Source organism: Reichenbachiella sp. (assembly GCF_033344935.1).
Lineage (GTDB): Bacteria > Bacteroidota > Bacteroidia > Cytophagales > Cyclobacteriaceae > Reichenbachiella.
This window is the reverse complement of record NZ_JAWPMM010000001.1, coordinates 578,521-599,143: the sequence shown is the minus strand read 5'-3', so window position 1 is coordinate 599,143 and position 20,623 is coordinate 578,521. Positions and strand designations below refer to the sequence as shown.

General features: G+C 40.4%; 14 protein-coding genes. 8 read left to right on the top strand and 6 right to left on the bottom strand.

Annotation, left to right across the window (positions count from 1 at the left end):
- The first annotated feature begins 90 nt into the window (after window positions 1-90).
- Both R8N23_RS02445 and R8N23_RS02440 read left to right on the top strand, forming a co-directional pair.
- Complete coding sequence (locus R8N23_RS02445) at window positions 91-1,749, top strand: S41 family peptidase (protein WP_318169976.1); 1,659 nt, start codon at window positions 91-93, stop codon at window positions 1,747-1,749.
- Between the two features lie 51 nt (window positions 1,750-1,800).
- The gene (locus R8N23_RS02440; protein WP_318169975.1) at window positions 1,801-2,712 is read left to right on the top strand and encodes a bile acid:sodium symporter family protein; all 912 of its coding nucleotides are present in this window, start codon (window positions 1,801-1,803) and stop codon (window positions 2,710-2,712) included.
- Window positions 2,713-3,348: 636 nt separating this feature from the next.
- Here R8N23_RS02440 and hemB read toward each other — a convergent pair.
- Complete coding sequence (gene hemB, locus R8N23_RS02435; RefSeq protein WP_318169974.1) at window positions 3,349-4,320, bottom strand: porphobilinogen synthase; 972 nt, start codon at window positions 4,318-4,320, stop codon at window positions 3,349-3,351.
- Window positions 4,321-4,578: 258 nt separating this feature from the next.
- On the opposite strand from hemB, the gene R8N23_RS02430 reads away from it, so the two are divergent.
- The 3 genes from R8N23_RS02430 (at window position 4,579) to R8N23_RS02420 (ending at window position 9,917) form a co-directional block, all read left to right on the top strand.
- Window positions 4,579-5,754, top strand: a complete 1,176-nt coding sequence (locus tag R8N23_RS02430; RefSeq protein WP_318169973.1) for an aspartyl protease family protein — start codon at window positions 4,579-4,581, stop codon at window positions 5,752-5,754.
- 176 nt (window positions 5,755-5,930) lie between these two features.
- Window positions 5,931-9,299, top strand: coding sequence for a methylmalonyl-CoA mutase family protein (locus R8N23_RS02425; protein WP_318169972.1), 3,369 nt, complete (start codon window positions 5,931-5,933; stop codon window positions 9,297-9,299).
- A gap of 45 nt (window positions 9,300-9,344) precedes the next feature.
- The gene (locus tag R8N23_RS02420) at window positions 9,345-9,917 is read left to right on the top strand and encodes a hypothetical protein (protein ID WP_318169971.1); all 573 of its coding nucleotides are present in this window, start codon (window positions 9,345-9,347) and stop codon (window positions 9,915-9,917) included.
- A 124-nt stretch (window positions 9,918-10,041) separates the two neighbouring features.
- Here R8N23_RS02420 and R8N23_RS02415 read toward each other — a convergent pair whose 3' ends face one another.
- On the bottom strand, window positions 10,042-10,950 hold the full coding sequence (locus R8N23_RS02415) for a DMT family transporter (protein ID WP_318169970.1): 909 nt from the start codon (window positions 10,948-10,950) through the stop codon (window positions 10,042-10,044).
- A gap of 86 nt (window positions 10,951-11,036) precedes the next feature.
- On the bottom strand, window positions 11,037-11,213 hold the full coding sequence (locus tag R8N23_RS02410; protein ID WP_318169969.1) for a hypothetical protein: 177 nt from the start codon (window positions 11,211-11,213) through the stop codon (window positions 11,037-11,039).
- Between the two features lie 151 nt (window positions 11,214-11,364).
- Here R8N23_RS02410 and R8N23_RS02405 point away from each other — a divergent pair, with 151 nt between their 5' ends.
- Window positions 11,365-12,276, top strand: a complete 912-nt coding sequence (locus tag R8N23_RS02405; protein ID WP_318169968.1) for a LysR family transcriptional regulator — start codon at window positions 11,365-11,367, stop codon at window positions 12,274-12,276.
- Between the two features lie 308 nt (window positions 12,277-12,584).
- Here R8N23_RS02405 and R8N23_RS02400 read toward each other — a convergent pair whose 3' ends face one another.
- A complete protein-coding gene (locus tag R8N23_RS02400) occupies window positions 12,585-12,863 on the bottom strand; it encodes a hypothetical protein (protein ID WP_318169967.1) in 279 nt (92 codons plus the stop codon).
- 156 nt (window positions 12,864-13,019) lie between these two features.
- Here R8N23_RS02400 and R8N23_RS02395 point away from each other — a divergent pair, with 156 nt between their 5' ends.
- Window positions 13,020-15,185 (top strand): S9 family peptidase, encoded by a 2,166-nt coding sequence (locus R8N23_RS02395; RefSeq protein WP_318169966.1) that lies wholly within the window; start codon window positions 13,020-13,022, stop codon window positions 15,183-15,185.
- 86 nt (window positions 15,186-15,271) lie between these two features.
- Entirely contained in the window at window positions 15,272-16,627 is a 1,356-nt protein-coding gene (locus R8N23_RS02390; RefSeq protein ID WP_318169965.1) for a hypothetical protein, read from the top strand.
- A gap of 57 nt (window positions 16,628-16,684) precedes the next feature.
- Here R8N23_RS02390 and R8N23_RS02385 read toward each other — a convergent pair whose 3' ends face one another.
- Window positions 16,685-19,015, bottom strand: coding sequence for a T9SS type A sorting domain-containing protein (locus tag R8N23_RS02385; RefSeq protein ID WP_318169964.1), 2,331 nt, complete (start codon window positions 19,013-19,015; stop codon window positions 16,685-16,687).
- Between the two features lie 176 nt (window positions 19,016-19,191).
- A complete protein-coding gene (locus tag R8N23_RS02380; protein WP_318169963.1) occupies window positions 19,192-20,622 on the bottom strand; it encodes a helix-turn-helix domain-containing protein in 1,431 nt (476 codons plus the stop codon).
- Window position 20,623 lies beyond the last annotated feature (1 nt).

The window sequence follows — 20,623 nt, the reverse complement described above, 5'->3', positions numbered from 1 at the left end:
AATTCTTATTTTTGACTTGCTAAATCTCTGGAATGACAACCTGATTGATACTATTGGCAACAAAATCTCATTTTCTCGTATAGTATAAATATGAAATTGAAGGGTAAGGTGAAAAATGTAATTGCGATTGGACTGGCAGTTCCAGCGCTACTGTTAGGAATATTTGCATTTTCCTCAGACGACAAGCATTTCGAAATGGCGAAGAACCTCGAGATTTTTGCCTCTTTATATTCCGAAGTGAACAAATATTATGTGGACGATGTAAATCCTAATACGCTGATCCGAACAAGTATAGATGCTATGCTTGAAAAATTAGACCCATATACTGTTTACATCCCAGAGGACGATATTGAAGACTTCAGAACCAATGCGACCGGAGAATATGGCGGTCTTGGTATTCAGTCCAATAAAATCAATGAAAAACATATTGTATTAAACCTTTACGAAAATTCTCCTGCCATGAATGCCGGAATAAAAATCGGGGATGTGATTACAGCAGTTGATGGAGTGCCTTTGGCCAATCTATCTGATGAACAGGCCGGTAAACTTATGAAAGGTCAGTCCGGTTCTGATATCAAAGTAGACATACTACGAAATAATAGTGAAGAACTTAGCTTCATTACCAAAAGAGAGAAAATTGTAATTCCGAACATTAGTTATAGTACCGTTCTTGAAGAATCTGTTGGTTATTTAAGACTTAGTGAGTTCACCAGAGATGCAGCAGAAGATGTAAAGAAAACGGTCCTAGAATTAAAGAAAGATGGTGCAACCAGACTTATTATTGATTTGAGAGAAAACCCGGGAGGTTTATTGAATGAAGCTGTCGACATCTGCAATTTGTTTGTCCCTAAAGGATCCAAAATAGTTGATACCAAGGGGAAAATTGATGCGCAAAGCCATTCTTATACAGCTAGTGCCGAACCATTGGATTTAAATATTCCAATTGCCGTTATTATCAACAACGGCAGCGCTTCAGCTTCTGAAATAGTGTCTGGCGTACTGCAAGACTACGACCGTGCTGTGGTCATTGGGCAAAAGTCTTATGGCAAAGGTCTAGTGCAGGTAAAAAGAGAATTGTCATTCAACTCTGCGCTAAAAGTCACGACGGCGAAATACTACATTCCAAGTGGTAGATGCATCCAAGCATTAGACTATGCCAAAAGGAAAGCCGACGGCAGTGCAACTAAAATGGCGGACTCCTTAAAAACAGAGTTCAGAACCACAAACAATCGCATAGTATACGATGGAGATGGAATAGACCCTGATATTTTCATAGAAGAAGTAACCTCCTCATCATTTGCCAAAAACCTTTCGGAGAGTGGACTAATATTCGACTATGCCACTAAATACTATTATGAACATGATAGTATTGAAAGTCCACAGAAATTCGCTCTATCCGATGATGAATATGCATCCTTTACTAAATGGATGGAAAGTAAAACTTTCGATAACCCTTCACAAGTAGAAAACACTTTAGAAGTATTGAAGTACGCCGCTACCGAAGATGATGTCTACAATAAATTAATTACAGAAATAGACGACATCACAGCCTCAGTGGAAAAAATCAAAACTAATGGACTTACTTCATTCAAGCCTGAAATAAAGTCTCTGCTTGAAAAACAAATCATATTAAGATACTATTACACTTCTGGGCAAGTAGAAGCTGCCCTAAATAAGGATGAAGAAATAAAAGAGGCCATTCGTGTTTTGACGGATACCGAAGCCTATACTGCAAAACTCTCTGGCTAGAATATTTCATTTCGTCCTGATCTGATATATTGCGAGCTCATTCCGATTATTATGTACGAAAATTTGGATCATGTTGTCCTCTCTTTCAATAGAGAGTCTTTGCTTTTGCTAAATGTATGTATTGCTCTCATCATGTTTGGGGTAGCGCTTGATCTAAAAATAGATCATTTCAAATATCTGCTAAAGTCTCCGAAAGCCATATTCGTAGGCTTAATCTCTCAACTCATTTTGCTACCCTTGCTCACCTTTGTTCTTGTTTATTCCCTGGAACCGTCACCTAGTATGGCACTTGGCATGATGCTAGTCGCTGCTTGTCCGGGAGGAAACGTATCTAACTTTTACGCTAGTCTTTCCAATGGTAATGTTGCTCTATCCGTAAGCTTAACGGCCATTACATCTTCCTTAGCATTTTTGGCTACTCCCCTAAATTTTATGTTTTGGGCTAATCAATACGCTCCAACGGCCGCGATTTTACAAGCTGTTGAACTGGACATTTTGGATGTGATCATCACAGTTGTTTTCATTTTGGTTATTCCCCTCTCATTAGGCATGTATGTGAGTAAAAAATTTCCAAATACCACGTTGAAAATAGCGAAGCCCATTAAAAGGCTTTCGATTGTGATTTTTGCAGGTTTCGTGGTTGGAGCGTTATCTTCTAATTTTGATCATTTTGTCAATTATATACTCAATTTCCTTGCGCTAGTCCTCATTCACAATGCGCTTGCGTTGACTACGGGATTTTCAATCTCTAAAGTTTTTCAATTAGGACAAGCAGAAACAAGAAGTATTACCATCGAAACTGGAATTCAAAATTCAGGCTTAGCTCTTGTAATCATTTTCGAATACTTTAATGGGCTAGGAGGAATGGCTATCATTGCTGCCTGGTGGGGTGTCTGGCACTTAATTTCCGGCGCTATCATTTCATGGCAATGGTCCTCGAGACCTTCATTAGCTGTCCGATAATAATTTCATTTTTTAGTTTTCTGTCATTTTTTATAATTCCACCTTTTTTGTATTTTTGGAATATTCTATTTACTAATTCTACTATCCCATTTAGAATGAAGACTGAGTTTATTTGGTACAATCCTGCTGAGAAAGAATATCAGTTCGGAGACAAAGAACAATATATAGACACTATTAGAAATAGTAACCAGTCTCACAACTTTGTCATCTTAGACCGATTCTCAAACCTGACAGTTGACTTCAGAAATAAGCTCATATCCAAGCTTAGATTTCTCAATTCAATGAACAAATCAGGCGTTATGGAGTTTATTTAGACCTCAAAATTTTCTTATCCTTAAAATACTCTCATTGATCGATGTTAGACTTCTTCTGATCGAATCAACGTTTTTTTATAGGCAGTGATCGAGTCTGTCTACCTATCGGTCGAATATAAAATTTACCCTCAGGATTGCTTGATATACTTGTATCAAGAAAGCGCAGTTTATGAGAATCCAAGTTCGGGAATAGAACTTGGGTTTTCTTTTAAACTCAAGAAATTACCGCAAGGTCCGAATTAATTAGCTATTGGAAAGATTCGGGATAGGTTGTATGAATTGGAATTTTGAAACACTTTCTCAGATTCTGGGAAGGTGTTTTTTATTTCATCAGTAGAGCAGCTTCTTTAGCGAAATAGGTCAATATCACTTTTGTACCCGCTCGCTTCATACTGAGTAAAGTCTCCATCATAGTAGCGTCATTATCTAACCATCCTTTCTGGGCAGCCGCTTTGATCATGGCATATTCACCCGAAACATTGTAGGCAGCAATTGGCAAATCAAAATTATCTCTCAACAATTTTATCACATCCAAATAAGCGAGCGCAGGTTTGACCATAAGAAAATCAGCACCCTCCTCTTCATCCAACTCGGCTTCAATAATGGCTTCCCGCAAATTGGCCGGATTCATTTGATAAGTCTTTTTGTCTCCTGATTTCGGCGCAGAATCCAAGGCATCTCGAAATGGGCCATAAAAAGCACTTGCGTACTTCGCGGTGTATGACATAATTGAGGTGTCTTCATATCCGTTATCATCCAAAATATCACGAATGTATTCTACTCGTCCATCCATCATATCCGATGGGCCAATAATATCTATTCCTGTTTCGGCTTGAGTTAGTGCCATGGCTCCTAATATTTCCAATGATTCATCATTGAGTATGTTTCCGTACTCATCGACGATACCGTCATGACCATCTGTGCTGTATGGGTCCATCGCCACATCAGTCATAATACAAGCCTCCGGAAATTTATCTTTGATCTCGGACAAAGCCTTCAAATAGAAAAAGTCAGGGTTGTGACTTTGTGTTGCTAATTTATCCTTGTGCTTTTCATCAACCACAGGAAAAACATCAAATGACATGATTCCAAGGTTGAGACAAGACTCTATCTCTTTAAGCATAAGGTCTAAAGAAAGCCTATTGATACCAGGCATCGACTCCACTTCAATTGATTTCGACTTTCCTTCCAATAAAAACATCGGATACATAAAATCAGCAGTAGCGAGTTTGTTCTCTTCTACCATACTTCTAATCGCAGCTGTCTTTCTGTTTCTTCTTGGTCGTCTTAGCATGAGGCTTTTTTTACAAATGTAAAAAGATGAAAGCAAACCCATCATCCAAATCTTTTTTCGAAGGGTAAGAAATTGACATTCATCCTAATTATCTACCGTTTGTATAGCTATTTGACGTTTTTTATTGTAAATTATTAGTTCCTGTAAGGGATTCTTCTGTCCCGAATTGTTAAATATTCAGACACTGAGGCGAGAGATATGAAACAATTGAGAACATACTGCATATTATTTTTCTTACTTTTTATTGCAAGGCAAGGTATGTCTCAGCAGATAGGTTTTGATATGCCACCAGATGTTCACAAGGTTATCATTCCATTCGAGCGATATAATAACCTGATGGTCATTCCGGTTACCATCAATCATTCTCTAACCCTAAAATTTATCTTAGACACCGGTGTTCAGTATCCAATCCTCACCGAGAAAATGTTTGGGGATTACCTGAATCTAAATTACACACGAAATATCACGATCCAGGGTCCAGGCTCTGCAGATTCTATTAAGGCCAAAGTGGCTCAAGAAATAACACTTAGCTTACCAGGTGGAATAGATTCCGGTATAAACCAAGCCCTCCTCGTGCTTGAAGAAGATTATTTAAAACTCAGAAACAATTTAGGAACTGATGTATTTGGCGTGATTGGATATGATATTTTCAGTCGGTTCATTGTGGAAATCAATTATGACGAAAACTATTTGGTCCTGCATGAACCAAAAAAGTTTCATGCCAAAAGATCATATAAAAGAATTCCTATGAAAGTGGTCAATACAAAACCGTATGTTGAATTGACCATCATGAAAAATGAAAATGAAGGGCGGCGCATGCATTTAATGGTAGACTCAGGAGCTAGTCATGCGGTATTGTTAGACAACCCTGAGGACGACTCACTAATTCCAAAACAAAATATTACCTCAGTCATTGGGCGGGGCCTTGGAGGTAATATCAAAGGCTATTTAGGCAGAATGACTTCTATTAAAATGGGGAAATTTGAATTCGAAGAACCTATCGCCTCCTTTCCTGTCAGCGGAGATTATGGCGAAGCGATAAAAAGAGGAAGTAGAAATGGAACCATTGGAGGGGAGTTGTTGAGCAGGTTTAATGTGGCGTTTGATTATTTCGGAGGGTACCTCTATTTGAGAAAAAGCAAAATGTATCATCAAGGATTCGAACATGACATGAGCGGAATGAATATTGCAGCTTATGGGGAACAACTAGATGAACTCCAAGTAAATCATGTTCGTGATGATTCTCCAGCCTATCGAGCAGGAATTCGAGCAGGAGATCAAATCGAATCAATCAATGGCTACTCTCTGGAAAGTCTAAAATTTTCTGATTTTTCCACCTTGCTAAGAAATAAGCCCGGTAAAAAAATTGTAGTAAAATATGTAAGAGATGGTGAGGTCCAAAAAACCTCCTTTAAGCTCGAGAGGTACATATAATCCTTATAGCCGTTTTAGCGAAAATTCTCGTTTCAGAATATCTGAACTTTTATTCGCACATTGAATAACTGGCCAAATTAGTTAATAGGATTACTTTTTGGACTTACTCCTTTCTTTAAATCAATCAGCGAAAAACAATTAATTGGTTAGTTTTGCGGTCTTAAAAAATCACAGGCATGACCCAAGACAAAATCGCCCCATATCAACCCAAAAATCACATTCGAATTGTTACTGCAGCGTCACTTTTTGATGGCCACGATGCAGCAATAAATATAATGCGAAGAATCATCCAATCTACCGGTGTAGAAGTGATTCATCTTGGACACAATCGCTCCGTAAACGAAATCGTAAATTGCGCTATTCAAGAGGATGCACAAGCCATCGCCATTACCTCTTATCAAGGAGGGCATGTAGAATATTTCAAATACATGTACGATCTGTTAAAGGAAAATGGAAGTGGTCACATCAAAATCTTCGGTGGTGGTGGTGGAACTATTCTTCCAACCGAAATAGACGAGCTACATCAATATGGCATCTCCAGAATTTACTCACCAGATGATGGTCGAGCCATGGGACTTCAAGGCATGATTAATGACATGGTGGAATCGAGTGATTTTGCCATTGGCGAAAACTTGAATGGCGAATTCAAACAGATCAATGATCAAGACGCGAAATCAATCGCTCGAATCATTTCAGCAGCTGAAAATTTTCCCGAACAATCGGTTGACTTGTTGAAGGACATTAACGCGAAATCTGAAACCTCGAAAACACCTGTATTAGGAATTACCGGAACTGGCGGCGCCGGAAAATCTTCATTGGTAGATGAATTAGTTAGGCGATTTTTGATTGACTTTGAAGATAAAAATATTGCCATCATTTCCGTAGATCCTTCTAAAAGGAAGACTGGAGGCGCACTGCTAGGAGATCGAATCAGAATGAATGCCATCAACAATTCACGCGTGTATATGCGTTCGTTAGCTACCAGGCAGTCGAATTTGGCCCTTTCAAAATATGTGCAGGAGGCCGTAAATGTGGTAAAGACTGCCGGCTATGACTTGGTCATTTTGGAAACCAGTGGAATTGGTCAGTCAGATACCGAGATCATCGAACATTCTGATTTGTCTCTGTATGTAATGACTCCAGAATATGGGGCAGCCACTCAGTTGGAGAAAATCGATATGCTGGACTTTGCAGATATCATTGCACTCAATAAGTTTGACAAAAGAGGTGCCCTGGATGCGCTTCGTGATGTGAAAAAGCAATACCAAAGAAATCATCAACTCTTTGATGCCAATATAGATGACTTGCCTGTTTTTGGCACCATTGCCTCACAATTCAATGACCCGGGCATGAATAAGCTTTATCGAGTGATCATGGACTCTATTGCGGAAAAGACAGGTGCTGATTTGAAATCTTCATTTCAAGCATCAGAAGAAATGTCAGAGAAAGTATTCATCATTCCTCCTAAGAGAACCAGATATCTATCTGAAATTTCTGACAGTATTCGTGAATATGATCAGTGGGTGGAGAAGCAAAGAGAGATCGCGCAGAATCTCTACGGTATCGACAAAACCATGCGTTTGTCCAAAGACGAAGAGTTAAACAACAAACTCAAAGAACTTTACAAAGAAACTTCACTTGATTTCGATCCTCGAAATCAGCAAATTCTTGACGAATGGCAGAGCAAAGTTGACAACTATAATTCAGATGAGTTTGTCTATCAAGTAAGAGGAAAAGACATTAAGGTACAAACCAAATCAGAGTCCCTTTCTCACACCAAAATCCCAAAGGTTTCTTTACCGAAGTACGAAGGCTGGGGCGATGTATTGAAATGGAATCTGCAAGAAAATGTACCAGGTGAATTTCCTTACACAGCCGGTGTATTCCCCTTCAAAAGACAAGGTGAAGATCCAACCAGAATGTTCGCTGGCGAAGGTGGTCCAGAAAGAACCAATAGAAGATTTCACTACGTGTCAAAAGGACTGCCTGCAGCACGCTTGTCTACGGCTTTTGATTCAGTAACGCTCTATGGAGAAGACCCAGATCACCGTCCGGATATTTATGGTAAAATTGGAAACTCTGGGGTTAACATCTGCTGCTTGGATGATGCCAAAAAACTATACTCTGGTTTCAACCTTTCTGCTCCAACCACATCAGTATCTATGACCATTAATGGTCCGGCAGCTACGATAGCGGCTTTCTTTATGAATGCAGCTATTGACCAACAATGTGAATTGTACATCAAAGAAAATGGGCTTGAAAAAGAGGTTGAAAAGGAAATCGCTGCGATCTACAAAGGTCGCGAAGACAAACGGCCAAGATATAATGGAGACTTACCAGAAGGCAATGATGGACTCGGTCTCATGTTGCTTGGCGTAACAGGCGATCAGGTTTTGGATGCTGAGATTTACAACAAGATCAAAATAGAGACCTTAGCCAAAGTAAGAGGAACAGTACAAGCAGATATTCTTAAGGAAGATCAAGCGCAGAATACTTGTATATTTTCAACAGAATTTTCTCTTCGAGTGATGGGCGATGTGCAGCAGTACTTCATTGATCAAAATGTGAGAAACTTCTACTCTGTCTCCATTTCTGGTTATCATATCGCAGAGGCTGGCGCTAACCCAATTACACAGCTGGCATTGACACTTTCAAATGGTTTCACCTTCGTGGAATACTATGTATCGCGTGGCATGGATATCAATAAGTTTGCGCCAAACTTGTCTTTCTTCTTTTCGAACGGTATCGATCCAGAATATGCAGTGATTGGACGTGTAGCCAGAAGAATTTGGGCAAAAGCCATGAAGTTGAAATATGGTGCTGATAGCCGTTCGCAAATGCTGAAGTATCATATCCAGACCAGTGGCAGATCGTTGCATGCACAGGAAATCGATTTCAATGACATCAGAACCACATTGCAGGCCTTGTATGCCATCTATGACAATTGTAATTCATTACATACCAACGCATATGACGAAGCCATCACGACACCTACAGAAGAATCTGTAAGACGGGCCATGGCGATTCAGTTGATCATCAACAGAGAACTTGGGCTAGCGAAAAACGAGAATCCAATTCAAGGCTCATTCATCATTGAGGAATTAACTGATTTGGTGGAAGAAGCGGTATTGGATGAATTCGACAGAATTACTGAAAGAGGCGGTGTATTGGGTGCTATGGAAACCATGTACCAGCGTAGCAAAATTCAAGAGGAAAGTTTATACTATGAGACCTTGAAGCATACAGGCGAATTCCCAATTATAGGGGTAAATACATTCTTGTCTTCTAAAGGTTCACCTACGGTGATTCCTCAGGAAGTAATCAGAGCTACTACTGACGAGAAGGAGTATCAGATTGAGATGCTAAACAACTTGAAAGAATTCAGTAGCAATGAGTCTGAAAAAGCCTTGAGTAAATTGCAGGAAACGGCCGTACACAACGAAAACATTTTCGAAACCCTGATGGAATGTGTCAAGCATTGTTCTCTCGGTCAGGTTACGAATGCCCTATTTGAAGTAGGTGGTCAGTATAGAAGGAATATGTAATTCAACCCAGATTTTGTATTTTCATGCTCATAAAACATAATGAGCATGAAAAATATAACTTGGACCAATCACCTGATCGAATTTTTTACCGTCGTTCTAGGTATACTTCTGGCTTTTGGGCTCAACACCTATTACAACAACAAAGTAGAAGAAGAGCGTGCTCTTCATTTTCTGGAGGGTATTCGGTTGGAAATTGAAGAAAACACTAAAGAGGTTACACAAAAATTAACCTATCATAAGGGTATACTAGATACCTTAAACATAAATCCATCAGAGGTAATCTTGAGACTCAAAACATCAAGAGTAAAGGATTTTGCATGGCAAATCGCTCAGGAAAACTCCATTAGCCAACACATTCCATACGATTTATATAGAAGACTAGCTGAAATATATGAAACTCAAGATGATCTCAAACTAAGTAATAAAGAAGCAAGTGCCATGATGTCTCATGTGAATGTTCTTAGCCCTTTTTATATAGTGGGTGTGGACGTAAGCCAAGAAGAAGCTAAAGCGTTTAGCGAAGATTACAAACGAGGGTGGGCGCCAATTTTTGAAGATTTTATAACTGCGGAACAAAATCTGATTGAGCTTTATAAAGAAGCATTAGAGATGTTCTAAAAAAACAGCAGCCGACTCGTTAGCCGGCTGCCTATCTATACCAAACTAAGATAAACCTAAATCACCTGCTGTGATTAACCAGTGGCTGACGAAAGCCTTGCTTTGTCAGGGTTATGAAACTTAATTAAGTCACTTTAATTGCTTTCCTACCAAGAGGAATGCTAATAGTTTTGTTGGCAATCATTATTCCGAAGAGAATTAGGGCCGCACCGATAATAGCCTCAACAGCCAGAATTTCATCGAGAAAAATTACACCTAAGGCGACACCGTAAATTGGCATCAGATAAGTCACAAGGGATAAATAAGATGCGCTAGCGCTAGCCAATATCTTATAATAAATCACGAAGGCCAAAGCAGTTCCCAGCGTTCCCAAAATAACCAATGAACCAATAGATTCCCAAGAAAGCGTAGACCAGGATACTGGGCCTTCTACCATCAAAGCAAATGGGATCAAATAAATAGACGTCACCAGCAACTGCGAACTGGGAGCATATAGCGGTTTCTCCTTCATTAAATTTAATCTGGAATACACCAAAGCAACTCCATACGATATAGCCGCCACAGCCACAGCTACGATCCCTAATACCGAAGCGTCTACTCCCGATACTAACTCTGGCGAAACCAGAACCAATAAACCAATAAAGCCGAGAGTGGTTCCTATTATTCGTTCGACAGTCATGCGTTCATCAGCAATAGCAAAATTGGCAATCAGCACCGTCGCCAATGGTGTCAGGCCATTTAAGATTGAAGCAACAGAACTATCAATATATTGCTCCCCCCAATTAATCAAGGCAAAAGGTACCGCATGAGCGAAAAAGCCTGCAATAGTCACGTGCTTCCAAAAAGTCCAAGACTTATTAAACTCATAGCCTTTAATTAATAACCAAATATTCAATAGAACGGCCGCCAACCCAATCCTCAAAGCTGCCAATGTGATTGGTGAGATCTCAACTACTGCAATTTTTATGAACAAAAAAGATGGTCCCCAAAGGGTAGCCAAAAACAATAGAGAGAGTAGATTTTTTAGTTTCATATGTATGTTGATTTATTGGTTAAGGAATGGCTATCGCCAACAGCATTTGATCCCGTTGGCGATAACACCAACGAGACTTTCGTTGGCTATTTAGTAAAAGACATTAGTCCTATATGAGGAGTCTTCACTTCTTTGAGATATTCTACCAAGTCAAACTCGCTACTTGCAGTAGCTCTTCTTTGTAGTTTCTCAGGTTGCTCGATCTGAATGCACCCATGTCCATTCAGCTTGGCAATTTTTAAATGTAGTGCTGGTGTTTCCATATCGGTTATGTTTAGCGTTTGGTGAAAATCATTCCACCTTAAAAAATTAAATGATGAGGAATGAAACGCCCGACCAAAATTTTCGTTCCATGAATTGGATGAATTGATTTAGTCAATTCCATGAATAAAACTAATACCTCAAAGCAAACCAATGGAACTACGTCACCTCAAACTGGTACGGGAGGTTGCCGACAAAGGCAGCTTGACCAAAGCCATGGAAAACCTTTATTTATCTCAATCGGCACTCAGCCACCAGCTCAAGGAAATTGAAACTCATTTAGGCGCACAGCTTTTTCACCGTGTCAACAAAAAATTGATACTGACTGGCGCAGGTCAAATTGTTCTCGACTCTGCCAAGAAGATTTTGAATGAAATTGACAAAACCGAAAATTCAGTTAAAAAATATGTGAATGGAGACAAAGGGTTGGTTCGACTGGCCACTCAATGCTACACCTGCTACCATTGGTTACCTACACTGATGATTGATTTCAATAAAGAATTCCCAAAAGTAGACATTGAGATTTTCCCCGGAGTCACTGAAAATCCGGACAAATTGATTCTGGATGGAGAATTGGATTTGGCGATCACGAGCGATCACAACGACCACCCGGCGCTTACTTATACAGAACTTTTCAGAGATGAAATGATGGTGGTAGTGCCGTCTGGTCACCCATGGACTAAAAAGCCCTATGTGGAGGCAGAGGACTTCAGAGACCAAAATGTATTTATTCACTCTTACCCCATTGAATCTGTAACATTATTCAATCAGGTGCTTATGCCCGAAGGTGTGAAACCGAAAAAAGTTATGCCTATACAGGTCACAGATGCCGTGTTACAAATGATCAAAGCAGGTTTGGGTGTTCAAGTTATGGCTCGCTGGATGGTTGATCCATATCTATCGGACAACAGCCTGGAGCTTGTTCCAGTCACTAAAAAAGGCTTATACAGGACTTGGTATGCCGCTCATCTCAATCAACCGGAAGCACCTGCCTATATCAATAATTTCATTGAGCATCTTCGGTGCAATGTAGGCGGAGTTTGTGAGTGTGAAGGGGATTGTTGAAAATGATCTTATCTCCTCAGAGTCCCTTTCAGGTGACTCTGAGGGATATGAATGGTTTACTTAAGGACATGCAACAGGAATAGGATCACCATTATTATCAATAAGTTCATTTCCACTCCCATCCTCAGCGTAACAAATTGTTTCTTCATCATCATCACATGCACATAAACAAATGATCAGTAATAAAGCGTACATAGAAATTTTAGAAAAATGTTTTTTAATTATCATAGTACTTAAAACAGTCTAATAACATTTATTTTGAGCATAATAGATACTACATCAAATACAAATTAGCTACCCCCTCAGAGTCACTCGTTAGAGGATTCTGGCAGCAAACCTCTAAAATCCACCAAACCAAACTCAGGCTCTTGTCCCCCTTCATAAAATGCAGCGCTTGAATGCGGATAGTCTACATATTCTTGAACCAATTGCCATTTCTTACTCACCGGATTGCGATGGATATAATCCAAAACTCTCCCGACTTCGCTTAAGTCAATCGGCTTGGCATCGAATGACAACCGGAACACCTGATGCTTCTTCCCCTTTTCCTTCTCCTTTTCAGGTGACTCTGAGTGGTAAAAAACCAACTCCCAACCACCTAGTCCAGAGTCACTCGCCAGAGAACGCTGGAGAACTCAAACCTTCCATGTTTTGAAAACTTGGAAGGTTTGAGCTTATTCTAGATTTCCAATGTCATTCGTCAATTATTTTATATTTGTCGATCATCAAACAACCGAAAGACTATGAAGCTGAACCTCACTGGCCTGCTATTGCTCATCACTTTTATCTCCTTCGCACAAAAAAAACTCACCATTAGTGATATTTATGAAAAGGAACTCTTTAAAGAAGAAACCATAAAAAGCCTCAACTGGATGAACGACGGCCAGTACTATACGGCACTTGAGGACAATAAAATTTTGCGCTATGACGTCACCTCTGGCAAGTCCGATTCGGTGATCATCGATGGCCAAGCGCTTAACCTTAAAATCGACGACTACAGTTTTACCACAGATGAGTCCAAGCTGCTTATCCTCACCGACAAGCAAAAAATTTACAGACGATCATTCACAGCCGTGTATTACATCTACACATTTGAAGGCAAGGAGCTCCAAAAGCTCTCGTCAAAAGGCCGACAATCCTACGCTACCATTTCGCCAGACAATAAAAATGTGGCCTTCGTTCGCGACAATAATCTGTACTTCGTGAAACTCTCCAACATGAGTGAGCATCAGGTAACCTCCGATGGAAAGTTGGGCAGTATCATCAATGGATCGACTGATTGGGTGTACGAAGAAGAACTATACATCACTAAGGCTTTCTTCTGGTCTCCCAACTCGGAGAAGCTGGCCTTCTATAGATTTGATGAGACAGCAGTGAAAGAATATAATCTGCAATATTGGGATAATGGCGCGCTGTACCCTAGAGACTACCGATACAAATACCCAAAGGCAGGAGAGGAAAACTCCACCGTCACCATTAAGGTGTATAACCTCAAAGACAACACCACACAAACCGTAGACTTGGGTAAGGAAACGGATATTTACATACCAAATATCCAGTGGACGAAAAACTCAGATATCCTGGCGATCAAACGACTCAATCGATTGCAAAATCAGCAGGATATTTTTCACTACAGCACAAAGTTCAAATCAGCGACAAACATCCTTACAGACAAGTCTAAAACCTACATACATGCTACCTATACGGACGAATGGATATATCTCGACAATGGCACTCACTTTTTAATGTCATCTGAGCGAGAAGGGTACAAGCATTTCTACATTCACCGTATGGATGGGCAGCTGGAATACAAGGCCACCTCAGGAGCCTATAATGCTGAAAAATTAATCGCGTTAGATCAACGTTCGAAGACACCGGTTCTCTATTACACCTCTACAGAAAATGGTTCAACAGAACGACATGTCTATCAGGTAGATTTTAAAGGAAAAGGCAAAATACAACTCAGCACCAAACCAGGGGTGAATACCGCTGATATGAGCAAAGATTTTAAGTATTATGTCAGCTACAATAGCTCGGCCACTAGTCCAAAAGAAGTCTCTTTAATAATGACAAAAGGCAATAAATTGGTCAAAGTACTGAAGGACAATGCCAAATTAAAAGAAACTATTGCTGAATATGGGCTCACCGAAAAGATCATGTTCGAAATCGAAGCAGCAGACAAGAAGCTTCTCAATGCCTATATGATTCGCCCTGCAAATATGGATAGTACCAAAAAATATCCTTTGCTCCTTTATCAATACAGTGGTCCGGGTAAACAGCGAATCAAAAATGACTGGTACGGAGATAAGCATTTCATGTGGCACCAATTGCTTGCACAGAAAGGCATTATCGTAGTAGGTATAGACTGCCGAGGAACGGGAGGAAAGAGTGAAGAATTCAAAAAAATGACCTATATGAAAATGGGTAAAATGGAAGCCGAAGATCAAGTAGCTACTGCTAAATATTTAGGCACTTTGCCGTTTGTAGATCAGGACAGAATAGGTATTTGGGGATGGAGTTATGGCGGCTATATATCCACGCTGGCCTTAGAAACCGGTCCGGAAGTCTTCAAAGCGGGCATAGCGGTATCACCTTTTTTATGGAAGTATTATGACACCATATATTCAGAAAGGTATTTGCGAAGACCACAAGACAATCCAGAAGGATACAACGAGTATTCGATCGTCAGAAACGCCGGAAAATTGCGTTCGAAGTATTTGCTGATACATGGCACTGGCGACGACAATGTCCATTTTCAAAATGCCATCGCATTACAAAATGAATTGATTAATCAGGGCAAACAGTTTCAATCTTTCTATTATCCAGATAAAGACCACAGCCTGACAGGCACAAAGACCAAAATGCATTTGTACTCGATGATGACCAATTTCTTGTTGGAGAATTTATGAAAAATTTGATCCTCAGATTCTCATTTGAGAAAACAAGAAGGAATTGAGAATTATTATTATATTCCGAAAAAATAACTAACTAAAATATGAGTACAATAGGAATCATCCTGGCCGTCATCGGTCTGATTATTTATTTACTTCGTCCGCAATTGGCTGAAGAAAATGTATTTGAAGGAGAACAAAAAGTTCGCTCGAAGGCTCCTCCTTTTCTTCTAATGTTCAATAAAAAAATTGCCACAGTGATCATGGTGGCGGGTACCACCATGGCCCTTCTACCTTATTTGTTTTTCTGGGCTGATGCTACTGAGCAGTACTTCCTCGTATATCCTACGGGTAATACAAGCGTAGTAACCAGTCAGGGTATTAAATTTCGAGGCTTTGCCAAAATTACTCCATGGCAAAAATATATTGATGTAAAAGTGGTGGATGACAAAGGTAGCAAATACGGTATAGAAGGCGTAATGAAACCCATTCCTATTCGATTCATCGATCAGGTGACAGCTACGGTTTATATCTCCTGTCGATTTCAACTTCCACTAGATGAGGAGAGTTTTGAAACGCTTGCCATCAAATTTAGAAGCATGTCCAACTTAGTGAATAACACGCTGATACCAACTGTTAGAGAGCAGACCAACAACACCGGCTATATGTTTGCCGCGCAGGACTATATCTCAGGGGAGGCACAAAGTTTTCGTCAGACGCTCGATGAACAATTAAAAGATGGTGCTTATGCTGTGGAGAAACTTGAAAATCGAGATACGGTCTATGCAGATATCCAACAAGCTAACGAAACCAGGAAAATCAAAGAGATACAAACTTCGTATTCCGTAAATAAAATTCTAATAAATGGCGTGCCTAAACGAATCTCTCATGAAATCACCGAAAACAACATTATCGTTTCACAGGTGATCGTAGATGATGTGGTGCTAGAAGGAGCTTTCAAAGAAAGACTGGAAGCACAGCGAGATGAATCGGCCAAAAGGCAACTAGAACAGCAAAAAATCGAAACGGCAAAATCCTCTCAGCAAAGGATCCTTGCAGAAGGAGAGCGAGATAAAGCCGCTGAAAGAGTAGCACAGGAAACAGAGCAGGTCAAACAATTGATCGCGATCGAAACTAAGCTCAAGCAAGAAAAAACCAATAAGGAATTGGCAGCGATAGCTTTGGAGACGGAGCGTCTCAAATCTCAGCAACGCAAAGTAGCTGCCGATGCACAGGCCTATGAAAATGCCAAATTAGTTTCTGCAGGCCTTACGCCTCAGGAAAAAGCCGAATGGCAGTACAAAACTTCTGTAGGTGTGGCTCAGGAAATTTCTAAAATCCAATTCCCTCAAACGATGATCACTGGTGGAGGAGAAAAAGGAGGAACACCACTAGAATCTCTAATTGGAGCCGCTATGGCCAAGCAATTGCTTGATTCAAAAGGAGGATTTACACAATAAAAAACAGAGCTCCTCAGATATGATCTGAGGAGCTCACCTTTTTGAAACTGGTAGTCTCTAGTTCTTCACTAGAAATGGTTTAGTCTGAGTTACATAATCTCTATATGAAAATCTGTAGAGATAATAACCGGTTCTTAGATTTTGTACATCCAACTCAATGTTGTGATGACCAGCTGGCTTTTGTATTTCAATAGATCTCTCCGTTCTGCCCCAAAGGTCTACGATCTGAATCGAAACTAGTCCGTCCTCAGGCAAATCCACCGATAGGCTGGAAAAACCATTTACTACAGGATTAGGAAAAATATCAGATACATTGAATTCAATATTATCCTGCAAATATTGACCCACGCCCAAGTCTCTTGTTCTGGCAGTAGGTGCTGAATATGCCACATACTCACCCTGTTTTACATATACGGCATAACCACGGGCCGGTGCTTCTACCCACGCTCTGCCACTGCCATACACCTGCGTCGTCTGACTGTTGTCAAATGCATTGACCAAGACAGTATTGCTCCAGCTAGACCATCCAGAAGGTGTGATATCTACCCAAAGCCCTTTGGTAGAATTGCTATTATTGATTACCACAATAGCGCCATCTTTGGAGCCATTGCCACCGCGTCTGGCCACATACACATCGTGTGCATCGCCTGATGGGTATGGATTGCCAATGTCACTGAGTACTTCCAGCGTGCCACCTAAGTAAGTGGTCCTTACAAACATCAGTTTGTTGATATCCTCCTGCAAGCTGGCCGGTGAGGTAACTGTATTATTCGAGTCATGATTGTCTACCAGCGTCACATTGTAATAGTGAGGGTAGAATACACATGGTCGTCCTTCATGAGTCAGAATATAGGCATAGCCCATTTTCCAATCTTTGGTCACCCATTTGTCGTGCTCTTTGCCAGTATCATGATTGTCCAACCAAGTCACCACCGAAGTGCCAGGCAGCGAATGTCCGTTTCCGTTTCTTACCATCCCGGCATTATTGAGCCATCGCATGTCGTAGCTACTAGAGCCATTACACATATCTGTCAATGAAGATTTTAATGGAAAATCAAATCCATCAGCATCGGCGCCATCGACAGCCAAGTCATTGACCCAGTCATTAATTCGTGAATCCGAGCCCCAATATTCTCCCACGATAAATCGCTGGCTACCGTTGAGCAGTGGCAAACTGTTGATCCAATCTGCTGCATAGTCGGCCTGAAAACCTCTGACAAAATCCAGTCTATATCCATCAAACCCGATTTCATCAGACAGCCATTCACCCCAATCTTGAAAGCGATCTTTTACCACCGTGCTGTAAGTATTAAAATCGTTGCCGAAGCCTTTGGTATTAGGGATAATCTCATCTCCTCCCCAGTCTCCTAACCAATCGTTGCCATCCACGGGATGAAAGTGGGAATAATTCCAACTGTAATTGGCCTCGCCACTACCTGTGTGGTTCACATAGCTGATGCCCGTGTTGGTTCGTGCTTCGAGCGTGGTACTGGCCAGGTTGTTGCCATTATACCATATCTCTACTGGGTACAGTCCGTGATTTTGGTTCCCCCAATTCCAACCATTGGTATTGTCAATCGCTTTTAATTTGATCACGATATCATGCGCGCTAGATAACGTGACCTGGTATTCATCTATGTCTGAAGACGAACCGATAAACCCACGCATGATTTGACCTGATCCGGGGAATACGTCCGTATCTCCATTGCCTCCATTGGGTTCGCTTTCCCATGAATAGGTGGAGTTGTCACCTGCGCCGGTCCAGTCGATAGTCACTTCATAGCCACGTTTGTCATAGCTGCTCCAGTCCATTTCAAAACCCTTGATCTTGATGTAATAGTCTCCCGTACTGGCATTAGGGATCACCCACTTGATTTCGTTGGATGGGTAGGGTACGTGCTGCGAGCCATTGGTGAATGCCTCAGCAAAAGTGTAAGCCTTTACGGCGGGATTGGCTTCTTCGTCTTCTTCATTCGAATAAACATGGTTGAGCACGATGTCGGCGTAGACTTCTATTTTAGGTTGGCCGCCGCTGGTATCGTGCATATCCGCTATCATGGCTTCGAGCTCCGCCCGGCTGCCAAAACGAGTTTCGGTTGAGCCCTTTTGGTTGTAATTGCCAAGGTCATAGTGATCGTATATGCCATAGCCCATGTCTACAATTCCCCAATTACCTTTGGCTGGAGAGGGTAACCAGAGTCCGGTGAATCCTGCGTTTTTTAGGTATGTGGATTTGTCTGCGAGATTGTCCCACCAGTTGCCATCTAGGTTGGCTTCATCTACTGGCAGGTCCCAGTAAAATGCCTGCATCATTACATCATTCTGTGCCGTACTGGCCGTGGCAAACAGAAAGGCGCAACAAATAATTAAAGTAATTTTTTTGATCATGTCGATTAGATTTTGAAAGTAACAGCATTTCTCACATGCCGCCTGATTAACTATTAATCAAGTCTTCAAATGTGCCCTTGAGGACAATGAAAAACGTCCTATTTTCTAAAATCAGCCAAGAAATTAAAAGAATACATCACTTGTAATCAGATCGTAACTAGCTGATAATTTGAAAGTTAAAGAGCGTAAGATTTGAAAAAATCTCGAGGGCTTTTTTGAGTGAATTTTTTGAAGGCTAGGTTAAATGTAGACTTGGAATTGAAGCCCACCTCATGAGCCAAACCCAAATACGTGAGTTTTTCTAACCTACCATCATTAGCCAAATCAATAAATTCTTCAACCCTATATCCATTGACATAGTCTCTGAAATTTTGTTCAAAATGTTCATTCAATAGCTTCGAAAGTATATGAGGCTTTGTCTCCATCAATTCAGCCAAGCGATTAACGCTCAATTCTGCGTTGTGATACACTTTTTCTTTTTCCATTAGTTCACGGAGTTTGAGCAGTAGCCGGTCGGCATTGTCAATGTGTAGCACCTGTGATTTTTCTTTAAAAAATTGCGGGTCTTTCCATAACACAATTACTTCCGTCCAAACCCATAACGAAAGCAAAACAAAGAACCATTTGTATTCACCCAAGTTCTCAGAAAATAGACCATACCCATCGGCGTAAAGACTTAAAAAAACAAAACATAGACAAACACAATTAAGAATTAAGACCCAAAGGAAAAATGAGAACGGTCTTCCTTTTGTTTTACTCCAATTCAAATTCACAATTATCTTTACCAAAAAGTAAAGGGTGAACATGGCCCCACCTCCCATCAATAACACCTTACCCCAAGTTAAAAACCCCCTTATTGATACAGAAAAGAAACTGAAAAATTCAAAATTCATCAATCTCAATAGAGCTATCAAAGAAGCAAGAATAACAGGTAGAAAATAAGAATAGGTAACTGGCAGATTTTCCTTGTTTTCAACGTGTTTGATAAAAAAATAAGCCATAGGACCCCAAACAAAAATGAGTGCTTGCCCCAAAATAGTCAAATAACTCTGCCATATAGGATTAACAACAAAATAGGTTACAGCGCTCAAATAAAGAACGGCTAAAAATCCGTGAAGCGTCACAAAAACTTGCCTTCCAATCGGATCTTTTTTGAAAATTCTAAATGAAAGTATCAACAGAATAATGGACAAGAATGCAATAGAGAAGTAGTAAAAAATCAAGTATTCAAAACTTCGCGCACCACCTAAATCTTGCCAATTTTTTATTCTTATGGGAATAGGCTCTAATGAAGAACGTTTGACCAAAGTTCGATTAGGAATGTATTCATTCTGTGCCCCAGTTTCTACTTTCAACCAATCCCCTCGGGTAAATTTATATTCTATTACAGGCTCGTTGATATTTAGGATAACAGCTAATTGACCATTTGGCTGCTTTCGCAAGAGATATTTTGGGTCACTTGTATTCCAGCTGTTGAAAGTGCCTGTAATAAAGATAGAATCTTGGGCTGGAGTGGTCTCCGGAAGAGACTCAATGATAAATTTGACCTGACCAAAAGATGGGTAAGACAAATAAAGAAGGATCAAAAGCCCGTAATAGTTTTTCACT